This window comes from Streptomyces sp. NPDC058459 (assembly GCF_042721685.1).
In the GTDB taxonomy this organism is placed as follows: Bacteria; Actinomycetota; Actinomycetes; order Streptomycetales; family Streptomycetaceae; genus Streptomyces.
Genome location: NZ_JBHXLV010000235.1, coordinates 1 through 9,905, shown reverse-complemented (window position 1 = coordinate 9,905; position 9,905 = coordinate 1). Strand labels below are relative to the sequence as shown.

At 70.5% G+C, this 9,905-nt stretch carries 13 protein-coding genes; 8 read left to right on the top strand and 5 right to left on the bottom strand.

Annotated elements, in window-relative coordinates; genetic code table 11:
- The first annotated feature begins 313 nt into the window (after window positions 1-313).
- On the top strand, window positions 314-1,504 hold the full coding sequence (locus ACFWN1_RS28745) for a S1 family peptidase (protein WP_384368109.1): 1,191 nt from the start codon (window positions 314-316) through the stop codon (window positions 1,502-1,504).
- 280 nt (window positions 1,505-1,784) lie between these two features.
- Here the strand turns inward: ACFWN1_RS28745 and ACFWN1_RS28740 are convergent, their stop codons facing one another.
- Window positions 1,785-3,425 carry an FAD-dependent oxidoreductase gene (locus ACFWN1_RS28740; RefSeq protein ID WP_384368106.1) on the bottom strand — a complete coding sequence of 547 codons (1,641 nt, stop codon included), beginning with the start codon at window positions 3,423-3,425 and terminating at the stop codon, window positions 1,785-1,787.
- 75 nt (window positions 3,426-3,500) lie between these two features.
- Between ACFWN1_RS28740 and ACFWN1_RS28735 the strand changes: the two genes are divergently transcribed.
- Window positions 3,501-4,058, top strand: a complete 558-nt coding sequence (locus tag ACFWN1_RS28735) for a helix-turn-helix domain-containing protein (protein WP_384368103.1) — start codon at window positions 3,501-3,503, stop codon at window positions 4,056-4,058.
- 104 nt (window positions 4,059-4,162) lie between these two features.
- On the opposite strand, the gene rpsN is transcribed toward ACFWN1_RS28735, so the two are convergent.
- Both rpsN and rpmB read right to left on the bottom strand, forming a co-directional pair.
- Window positions 4,163-4,468 carry a 30S ribosomal protein S14 gene (gene rpsN / locus ACFWN1_RS28730; RefSeq protein ID WP_384368099.1) on the bottom strand — a complete coding sequence of 102 codons (306 nt, stop codon included), beginning with the start codon at window positions 4,466-4,468 and terminating at the stop codon, window positions 4,163-4,165.
- Window positions 4,468-4,704 carry a 50S ribosomal protein L28 gene (rpmB, locus tag ACFWN1_RS28725; protein ID WP_384368097.1) on the bottom strand — a complete coding sequence of 79 codons (237 nt, stop codon included), beginning with the start codon at window positions 4,702-4,704 and terminating at the stop codon, window positions 4,468-4,470. Before rpmB ends, rpsN begins: the two co-directional genes overlap by 1 nt.
- A 68-nt stretch (window positions 4,705-4,772) precedes the next feature.
- On the opposite strand from rpmB, the gene rpmG reads away from it, so the two are divergent.
- The 4 genes from rpmG to rpsR are packed head-to-tail and all read left to right on the top strand — an operon-like array spanning window position 4,773 to window position 6,649.
- Window positions 4,773-4,937 (top strand): 50S ribosomal protein L33, encoded by a 165-nt coding sequence (rpmG, locus tag ACFWN1_RS28720; RefSeq protein WP_366806222.1) that lies wholly within the window; start codon window positions 4,773-4,775, stop codon window positions 4,935-4,937.
- Between the two features lie 26 nt (window positions 4,938-4,963).
- Window positions 4,964-5,218 (top strand): type B 50S ribosomal protein L31, encoded by a 255-nt coding sequence (locus tag ACFWN1_RS28715; protein ID WP_384368094.1) that lies wholly within the window; start codon window positions 4,964-4,966, stop codon window positions 5,216-5,218.
- Window positions 5,218-6,369, top strand: a complete 1,152-nt coding sequence (locus ACFWN1_RS28710) for a CobW family GTP-binding protein (RefSeq protein ID WP_384368091.1) — start codon at window positions 5,218-5,220, stop codon at window positions 6,367-6,369. The genes ACFWN1_RS28715 and ACFWN1_RS28710 overlap by 1 nt, the downstream gene beginning before the upstream one ends.
- Window positions 6,370-6,412: 43 nt before the next feature.
- Window positions 6,413-6,649, top strand: coding sequence for a 30S ribosomal protein S18 (rpsR, locus tag ACFWN1_RS28705; protein ID WP_384368089.1), 237 nt, complete (start codon window positions 6,413-6,415; stop codon window positions 6,647-6,649).
- Window positions 6,650-6,707: 58 nt separating this feature from the next.
- On the opposite strand, the gene ACFWN1_RS28700 is transcribed toward rpsR, so the two are convergent.
- Both ACFWN1_RS28700 and ACFWN1_RS28695 read right to left on the bottom strand, forming a co-directional pair.
- Window positions 6,708-7,883: a GTP-binding protein gene (locus tag ACFWN1_RS28700; protein WP_384368086.1), complete on the bottom strand. Its 1,176-nt coding sequence runs from the start codon at window positions 7,881-7,883 to the stop codon at window positions 6,708-6,710.
- Between the two features lie 11 nt (window positions 7,884-7,894).
- A complete protein-coding gene (locus ACFWN1_RS28695; protein ID WP_384368083.1) occupies window positions 7,895-8,275 on the bottom strand; it encodes a hypothetical protein in 381 nt (126 codons plus the stop codon).
- A 251-nt stretch (window positions 8,276-8,526) separates the two neighbouring features.
- On the opposite strand from ACFWN1_RS28695, the gene ACFWN1_RS28690 reads away from it, so the two are divergent.
- Window positions 8,527-9,180 carry a choice-of-anchor M domain-containing protein gene (locus tag ACFWN1_RS28690; protein WP_384368080.1) on the top strand — a complete coding sequence of 218 codons (654 nt, stop codon included), beginning with the start codon at window positions 8,527-8,529 and terminating at the stop codon, window positions 9,178-9,180.
- Between the two features lie 39 nt (window positions 9,181-9,219).
- Window positions 9,220-9,867, top strand: coding sequence for a choice-of-anchor M domain-containing protein (locus ACFWN1_RS28685; RefSeq protein WP_384368077.1), 648 nt, complete (start codon window positions 9,220-9,222; stop codon window positions 9,865-9,867).
- Window positions 9,868-9,905: the final 38 nt, after the last annotated feature.

Sequence of the window (9,905 nt, the reverse complement as noted above, 5' to 3'; positions counted from 1 at the left end):
CCTCCGAAACCAGCCCCCCGTCATTTACCGGCCCGACTGACTCCTTTCGCGTTGGATGTCCAGGGAAAGCGAAAAGCAACGCGGGGTAAAAGTCGGTTTTTGAAGTCATATCCTCCTGCACCGGACTGACCGCCAGCCGTATGGCTGGAATTTTTCTTTTCCCTTCCCGTGGATGTCCTTCAATATTCAAACGCGGTTGTAGTCAACGTGCACACCGCCAGGAAAACGGTCACTTCGGGCCCACTCATGCCCATTTCAACAACCCCCCACTGTCCTCGACCGTTTTTCCTGCTCCCCAGAAGGAGCGACCCTCTTGCGTAGCTCTCGGAAGAAGATCGCAACACTCGCCGTAGGCGTGCTGCTGTCGTCGGCAACCATCGTGTCCGGCGCGCAGGCAGCCGAAGCGGCCGGCACGCGGTACGACGCCGGTATGACCAGCGCTCTGGCGACCTCGCTCGGTGTGAGCGAAAAGGCCGCTGTGGAGCGGCTTGACCGCGAAGCCGGCCAGCAGAAAAAGCTCTCCTCGCTCCAGCGCCAGGGTGTGGCGACCGACGGTGCTTTCTTCGACGCGAAGGGAGAACTGGTCGTCAACGCGGAAAACGCAAAGGCGTCACGAGAGGTGGAAGGCGCCGGGCTGAGCGCACGAACTGCCCGCCACGGTGAGAACGAACTGAACAGGGTCAAGGCCGCGCTGGACGCTGCCGCACTCACCAGAACTCCCACCGGAGTGAGTTCCTGGGAGGTCGACCTCGCCGCGGACACCGTCACGGTGAAGGTCCACGACAGCGAAGGCGGCCCGGCCCGCGCCTTCCTCGACAAGGCACGGTCCTACGGCGACGCCGTGAGTGTCGTGTCGGACCAGCCCGGCCTCGTCCCGCAGGCGACCATCAAGCCCGGCGCGGAGATGGCCTTCGACGGTTTCGTCTGCTCCGTCGGCTACGGCGCCCGCGACTCGGCAGGCCGTCAGTACCTGGTCACCGCGGGGCACTGCGTCGAGGATCTCCCGGTCCTGTCGTACCAGGGGACCCGCTTCGCCCAGGCCACCAATTCCCGTTTCGCCCTGGGTACCCGCAGTGTCGACATGGGCATAGCCCGTCTCGATGCCGGCAACACGATATCCACCGCGGTGGGGACCTACGGCAGGGCCACGGAGCCCAAGGTGCTCGGCAGCAGGCGCGCGACCCCCGGGTCCACCCTCTGCAAGTCGGGCCGCACCACCTTCTGGACGTGCGGCAAGGTCAACTCCTACAACGTGACGGTCACGTACTCCGACGCCAACGGCGGGCCGGACACCGTCGTCACCGGCCTGGGCAGCTCCTCGGTCTGCACACAGGGAGGTGACAGCGGCGGTGCCTACGTCTCGGGCAACCAGGCCCAGGGCATGACCTCCGGAGGCCCGTCGAGCCAGCGCTGCAACGGCAGCGTGAACGCGCCTGGATCCTCCTACTTCCAGCCCCTGGACGACGCCCTGGCCTACTACGGCCTCACCCTCAACACCGCCTGACCGACAGGACACAGGCATGAACATGTGGGCCGACCGGAATACACCGGCCGGCCCACATGACGTTGTCACAGGCGGTGCCCCTGCCCAGGTCCGCCCGACGTGGACGCGGGCGTACCACACCGGGAGCGAGCCCGGCGAGACGGCCACACGGTGGTCCTCCTTCGGCCCCGCCGTACAGAACGGGCCCTCACTGCCGACTCCGGCGCCGGCATCGCGCCGGTCCTCGACGATGACGCGTCGTCAGGCCGGCCCAGCCGCGACGGCAGATCCGGCAGTGCGATCAGACCGCTGATCGGGTCGCGCGCAGCACGACGTCGCTGACGTGGTGGCTGCTGGCCGCGCCGGCGGGCCGTGGCCGGGTCTCGTGGATCTCGACCCGCCAGGTGCCGGGGTCGGCGGTGAGCGCGTCAAAGATCTCGTCGACCCCTACGAACGCCGCCGGGTCGTACATCCGGGTCTGGGTCGCCACGTCCACCGGGTCGCTCAGCGGGGTGAGGTCGTGGTGTACGACGAGGAGGGTGCCGCCGGGTGCGACGGCGGCGAGCAGGCTGCGTAGACCGCGCTGGTCGGGCGTGCGTTTGAACGAGCCGTACTGCAGGGAGACCAGGTCGAAGGTCTCGGTGCCGAAGGGGGCGGGATCGCCCGCGTCGCCGCGTACGAGGTCGACGGCGAGCCCGCGGCGTTCGGCCTCGGCGCGGACCCGGGCGAGCGCGTTGCCGGAAATGTCGGTGGCGGTCACCTTCCAGCCGTGCTCGGCCAGCCAGAGGGCGTCGGCGCCCTCGCCGGTGCCGACGTCCAGCGCGCGGCCCGGGGACAGCGCGGTGGCCTCGTGGACGAGCGTGCCGTTGGGGTTACCGCTCCACGCGCGGTCGGGGCCCGCGTAGCGGTGGTCCCAGTCGGCCTGCTCGCCCGAGTGCCGGACGGCGGACCGCAGGTCCTCCTCCGCGAGGCTGAAGGCGATCATGGCGCCGACCTGGCTGCCCTGGGCGGCCGAGGGCAGTACCTGCAGGCTCGGGTCGGTGACGTTGCCGGCCGCGTAGATCCCCGGTACGGCGGTCTCGCCGCGCGGGTCGACCGCGAGGACGTCGCCGGCGCCGGTCGGGTGGGCGGTGGTCGTGAGGCCGGCCCCGGCCAGCACGTCGGCGCGTGCCCGGAACCGCGAGCCGACCACGACGGCGTCGGCCTCCAGGACGCGCCCGTCGCCGAGTTCGACGCCGGACACCTCGCCGTCCGGCCCGGTCAGGACCCGGCCGACCTCGGCGCGCTCGATGGTGACGCCGGAGGCGGCCAGGGCTTCCACGGCCCCCTCGTCGAGCCCGGCCGGGTCGTGCAGGACGACGGTCAGCCGGTCGGTCAGGTGCCGGAAGAGCGGGGTCGGGTGGAGGCCCAGGGGATGGGTGACGATCTGCACCACACGCTGGTCGCGCACCTCGAAGCCGTGGCAGAACGGGCAGTGGATGACACCGCGCCCCCATCCCCCGGCGACGCCGTCGATCGCGGGGAGTTCGTCCGACAGGCCGGTCGCGGCGAGGACACGACGGGCCACCAGTGTGTGCCCGCCGGTGAGGTCGAGCCGGAACCGGCCGTCGTCGCGACGGTGCACCCCCACCACCCGGCCGGAGAGCACCTCCCCGCCGTACGCGCGTACCTCCTCGCGCCCGGTCTCCGTCAGCTCGCCGGGCGCGACCCCCTCGTGCCCGAGGTAGCCGTGCATATGCGCGGCCGGAGCGTTGCGCGGGGTGCCGTCATCGACCACCACGACGCCGCGCCGCTGGCGGGAGAGTTGCAGCGCGGCGGCGAGACCGGCGGCCGAACCGCCGATCACGGCGACGTCGCAGTGCCGTTGCAGGATGGGGTGTGAGGGGTGGCTCGTGCGCCCCGAGTGGGCGGACGGCCGACTCTGCGTGGGATGAGTGCTCATGCCTCCGACCGTACGGCGTCCGGCGTTCTGCGCAAACCACCTTGCACAATTAGCAAGAGATGCCAGGATGGCAGGATGAACGGAACAGCCGACATCGAAGTCCTGGCACGATCGCGCCTGCGCAGTCTGCGCACCACCCTGGGATATTCCCTCGATGAGCTGGCCCAGCGGACCAACCTCAGTCCGTCGACCATCAGCCGGGTCGAGACGGGGAGGCGCACGCTCAGCCTTGATGTGCTCGTACCGCTGGCCAACGCTCTCCAGGTGAGCCTCGACGTGCTCTTCGAGGTGCCCACCGACGACGATGTGGTCATCCGTCCGGTCGCGCACAGCAGCGGCACCCGGACGACGTGGCCGCTGAGCCGGCCGGACGGCCGGATGGTCGCGATGAAGATGCGCGTCGAACCGTCCGAGGGCCGGCCCGGCCAGCGGGTGCACCCGGGACACGACTGGTTCCTCGTACTCGAGGGACGCGTGCGGCTGTGGCTGGGCGAGCGGCAGATCGACGTCGAGGCCGGTGAGGCGGCGGAGTTCGCGACGATGGTGCCGCACGCGATCACGGCGCCGGCCGCTCCGGCCGAGCTGATCATGGTCTTCGACCGTGACGGGCAGCGCGCGCACGTGCACCAGTGACCGGGGCGCCCACCGCCCGGTGCGGCGCTTCCCGGCATGGCCAAGTCCGGCCGTGACCCCGCCGGGTCACGGCCGAAGCTCTGCGCGCTACGCGAACAGCCCGGTCACCAGGAGGACTTGGTGACCCCGGGCAGGAAGCCGGCATGGGCCTGCTCGCGCAGGCGGATGCGGGAGAGGCCGAACTTCCGCAGGTGGCCGCGCGGTCGCCCGTCCACGCTGTCCCGGTTGCGCACCCGGGTGGCGCTGGCGTCGCGGGGCTGACGCCGGAGTTCCGCCACGGCCGCCCGGCGTTCGGCGTCGCTGGAGGACGGCCGGCGGATGATCTCCTTCAGTTCGGCCCGCCGGGCCGCGTACCGCTCGACGGTGACCTTGCGCTTCTCGTTCTGCGCGATCTTGCTCTTCTTCGCCATCAGACCTTTCCTCCCCTGGCGCGGATCCTCGCGACCGCTGCCTCGATGCCGATCGCGTCGACGGTCTTGATCGCCCTGGCGCTCAGCGTCAGGCGGACATGCCGTCCTTCGCTGGGGAGCCAGTACCGCTTGCGCTGGATGTTGGGGTCGAAACGGCGCGAGGTGCGCCGGTGCGAGTGGGAGATGTGGTTGCCGAATCCCGGCTGGGCGCCGGTCAGTTGGCAGTGGGCGGACACGAAGTCACGTACCTCTCGTCAGACGATGAGTTTTGGTAATGGAAACCATATTCAATATAGTAGCGGCCATGGCACGCACCGACGCACGTCCGGTCATCAAGCTCCGCTCCACCGCGGGCACCGGCTACACCTATGTCACCCGCAAGAACCGCCGGAACAACCCGGACCGGCTGGTTCTGCGCAAGTACGACCCCATCGCCCGGAAGCACGTCGACTTCCGCGAAGAACGCTGACCCCCCGCACCCTGAAGGAGCACGTCATGAAGCCTGGCATCCATCCGGCGTACGGCCCCGTCGTCTTCCGCGACAAGGCCGCCGGCCACGCCTTCCTCACCCGGTCCACCGCGACCAGCGGCAGGACGATCGAATGGGAGGACGGCAACACCTATCCCGTCGTGGACGTCGAGATCTCCAATGTGAGCCACCCCTTCTACACGGGCACCGCCCGCGTTCTCGACACCGCGGGCCGCGTCGAACGCTTCGAGCGGCGCTACGGCCGCCGCGAGGCGAAGTGATGCCGGACTCCGCCCTGCCCGTCGTCATCGTCGGAGGGCTGCACTCCGATGCGCGCAAGGAGGTCGTCCACCGCCTGCTGCGGGCCGTCCCCGGCAGCGTGGCACTCCACCACGACATGGCCGCGGCGGGCGAAGGCTCGGTGCGGCGCACGGTCCGGGACGCGTCGGGCGAGCTGTCGCGGGGCGACGCACCGCTCGTCAACGACTGCGCCTGCTGCGCCCTCCGCGAGGATCTCGTTCCCGAGCTGGAGCGACTGGCGGGAAGCGGGCTGACGCGGCTCGCGATCGTCGAGCTGTGGGACTCCGTCGAGCCCGGCCCCATGGCCGAGGTCGTGGTCACCCACGGGGGCGAGGCGCTGGACCTGACCAACGTGATCACGGCCGTCGACCCCGCCCTCGTGCTGGCCTGCCTCTCCAACGGCGACGACCTGGCCGAGACCGGTCTCGCGGCCGCCCCCGGCGACCAGCGCACGGTCGGCGACACCTGGGCGCGGCAGCTGGAGTACGCACCCGTTCTCGCGCTCGTCGACAGCGAGGGGGCGGACGACGCGGACCGGGCTCTGCTCGCCCAACTCCACCCGACCGCCCGCAGGGTGGCTGTCGACTCGGGCGAACTCGCCCAGGCCGCGTTCGCCGGCTTCGACATCGAGGCGGCGGCCGACGCCCAGCATCCGGCCTGCGCCCTGCTCCCCCAAGAGGCCGACGAGGCCGGGGTCACCACCCTCGTGTGGCGTCGTCACCGCCCCTTCCACCCCGAACGCCTCTACGAGGCGCTGGAGGATCTGTGCTGCGCGGCGGCCCGCAGCCGGGGGCGGTTCTGGCTCGCCGACCGCCCCGACACCCTGCTCTCCTGGGACGCCGCCGGCGGCGCGCTGTGCGTGGAGAACGCCGGGCCGTGGCTCGCCTCGCTGCCGGACGCGGCCTGGGAGATGGTCTCGCCCCTGCGGCGTGCGGCCGCGGCGCTGGACTGGCACCCCGAGCACGGTGACCGCTGTCAGCACCTGGTGTTCACCTCCCCCGGCCTCGACCGCGACGGCCTGGAGCAGCTTCTCGAATCCTGCCTCCTCACCGACGCGGAGTACGCGGCCGGCCGCGAAGCCTGGCAGCACCTGCCGAAGGCGTTCGACTCACTCCTCGACCCCGTCCCGTAGACCGACCCCTTCCCTGACCCCGGAACCCATCCAAGGAACTCTCATGGCACGCCGCACCGAAGCCCGCAAGCCACTGAAGCCCCGGCGCAACCCCCTCGACGCCGCGGAGATCACCTACATCGACTACAAGGACACCGAGCTGCTGCGGAAGTTCATCTCGGACCGCGGCAAGATCCGCAGCCGCCGGGTCACCCGCGTCACGGCCCAGCAGCAGCGGCGGCTCGCCACGGCCATCAAGAACGCGCGGGAGATGGCCCTGCTGCCCTGCACCAGCCGCTGACGGCGACCGTGCGGAAGGCGGAAGCACCGGATGGCCGGCGCTTCCGCCTTTCGCCTGCTCACGGGTTTCCGCCGCCGGGGATGAGCGGATCGGCGAGAGACCTCCAGCCGTCCCGGCCGAGTGAGAGTTCGGCGTCGCTGAGCAGAGCCTCGTCGAGTGCGGCCCGGATGCGCAAACCGTCGATGTCGACTCCGGTGAAGACGATTTCGTCGCGTCGTTCGCCGTAGTAGTCGTGCCAGAACCAGGAAGCGAGGGTCCGTCGCCGGGGCGAGACCGAGGCCCAGGCGTCGGGGCTGTCCGCCCCCAGCCAGGAGCCCGCCTCCCTCAGCTCCAGATGGGCCCCGGCCGTACGCCAGGTGACGATGGAGTCGGGCCGGCCGGGCAGCCAGAGGTGACCACGGCTGCGGACCACGCCGCGCGCCACCTCGGCGAGCGCGGCGGAGAGCCGTTCGGGGTGCAGCGGACGGCGGGCCCGCCACAGTACGGATTCCACGCGGCCATCGGGTCCGTGGGCGAGGCACGGCATGGTCACCGGTTCCAGCCACGCCTGGCGTTCCTCCCACAGTCCCGGAGGTGCGACCCGGACCAGGGCCGGCGGAAGTCCGTCCCCGTCGGCCGGAGTCAGAAGACTCGCCCGAGGGTTGAGGTGCCTCGCCAGGCCGGCGGCCCCGGTCACCTGCCCGTCAGCGTCCCGCGCCGCGGGAACGAACAGCACGTCGGCCGCCTCCACCTGTCGGGCGGCGGCTTCCGCCCGGGTCACCCGCTCCCCGTCGTCCCAGTCGCCCCAGAGCCGCACGGCCCGGTGCACACAGGCGATGTCGTACGTGAACGAAGCGGGGTCGACCCCGACGACGACGGGGGCGGGATCGTAGTAGTCCCCCATCGAGCCGCTGCCGACCCGGCGGCGCCACAACTCAGCGAGCAGAGGCAGGAGATCGAGGTTCTCGGGCAGGACGAGAATCACGTGGGGCCGATCGGCCGCACGCCACAGGGCGTGGAGATCCTGGCGCAGGATCACCACGGGGTCACCCGTCGTCCCCTGGGCCGCGATGTCCCGCAGCCGTGGAACGACGCCGGACGGACAACGCTGGACGACCGGATGGCCCGTGGCCGTGGCGTGGACCGACACGGACAGGACCGCGGCGCCGGGAGAGGCACGCAGCAGGGAGTCGACCAGCGTGCCCCGGACTTCCGGGGTGTTACCCGTGACCACACTCAGCAGTCCCTTGCGCACGTCGGCCGCCCTCAGTCGAGGTGGGCGTTGCGCCGGGGGGCGGGCTGAGCGAGCAGCCCTCGCGGAAGCGTGCCGTCATCGCGCATACCGGTCTCGATCCACGAACACACCGCCTCCGCGTCGGCGGCGGTGGCGATGGGCCCGACGAGTACGGCGCCCCCGCTGGGCCTGCGGTCCGTGGTGCACGGCTGAACGGCCGCGTGCAGACCGGCGGTTGCCCGGCAACGCAGGACCGAGTCGAGGCATGCCGTGGCGACCATGACGCCGTGGGGTGAGGAACGCGCGACCTGGCGCAGCCGGTCCCTGATCCGCTGGTCCCCCGGTCCCTGGCAGTCGGCGCAGGCGATCAGGGTGAACGGGCGGCAGTTCCCATCGGGCGACCCTCGGTGCAAGTGCCCATCGGGCGACCCTCGGTGCATGTGTTTCTCCCGGCTTACTGAAAATGGTTACCGTTTTTATATCATGTGGGGTCCACCCCCAGGAGAGCCGCAAGTGCGCCGACGCCGGGAGAGGGCGGCCGGGTCGACTCCGCCAACCCAGACGGACGCGAGGGGAGTTGAACGCGCACACAGTTGCGGATCTAGTGAAAATGATTATCGTATGCATAACGTGGTCTGCCAGAGACCACCGAAAGGAGCCTTCCGTGCACCATCCCGTTCGCCTGCTGATGGCCGCAGGCGTCATGGTCGGAACCCTGATCGCCGCGACCCCGGTGCAGGCAGCCGGCCAGGTGGTTCTCAGCAAGGGCCACGTCGACGTGGTCGGCGTGGCCTACGAGGACGGAGAACTCGAACTCGCCGTGCACGACGAGAGCTCGGGCGACGAGGTCGAGTACGCACCCGAGAGCGTTCAGCTTCAGGCCCTCCCCGCGGCCAGGACCACCGTGCCCGCAGATCCGGCATACGGCTTCCTGGGCAAGCCCGGCAGCAAGGCGTGGATACTCCCCGAGGCCCAGAACCCCGACCTCCTGTGGGCCGGGTTCGGCGCCGAGGAACTGGAGTCCGGCGTGCTGCGGGACGACACCGTGGACGCCCAGTTCCTGTCCCTCCAGGGCCCCGGCAAGCTCGCCGTCTACACCGACGACGTGTTCGGTTCCCCCGAGACCGTCCTGGTCAACAGCGGTGACGGCCTGCCCGACACCGTCACCCTGCACGCCGGCGACCACACCCACGCCAACTGGGCCTTCACCGCGGCCGGTACGTACAAGATCCGCGTCAAGCTCTGCGGCCACCTCGCCGCGAACGGTCAGGCCGTGCACTCCCGCACGGCGACCTACACCTTCAAGGTCCTGAACTAAAGGGACCTGGACCAACCCGCGCCAGAAGGAGAAGTCATCATGCGTTCCCCCCTCAGACTCCTGGGTCCCGTGGCCGCCGCGGCCGCGCTTCTCGGGCTCGTCGCCTCCCCGGCCCAGGCCGCGACGGTGCTGACCAGCGGCCACGTCGACGTGCTGGACATCGATTACGCGAGCGGTGCCCTGACCGTCAACGTCCTGGACGGTACCGGTTCCACCGATGTCGAACGGTCCCCCAGCGACGTGACCTTCCGGGTCCCGGTGGCCGCGAAGCACACCAACGTGCCCACCTCGCCCGCGTGGTCCTTCCTCGGCACCGGTGGCACCGCCTGGATCCTTCCGCAGAGCCAGGCTTCCGGACTGCTGTGGGCCGGCTGGAACACCACGGAGGTCCCGTCCGGGGTCTTCCAGAACAACCGGGTGTCCTTCCAGCTCACCAACGTCAGCGGCCCGGCCGGCTTCAGCGTCTACACCGCCTCCGGCTCCACGCCCACCGTGCTGTTCGACAGCGGGGACGGCCTGCCCGACACCCTCAACGTCAACGCGGGAGCCCACACTCACGCGAACTGGGGATTCGACGCCCCGGGCACCTACACGGCGACCTTCACCGTCACCGGCGTGCTCAGCTCCACCGGAGCCACCATCTCCTCCGGGCCGAAGCAGTTCACCTTCCAGGTGCTCAACAGCTGACCCTCCCGCGTCATCGCACGGACATGTATCCCCCCGGC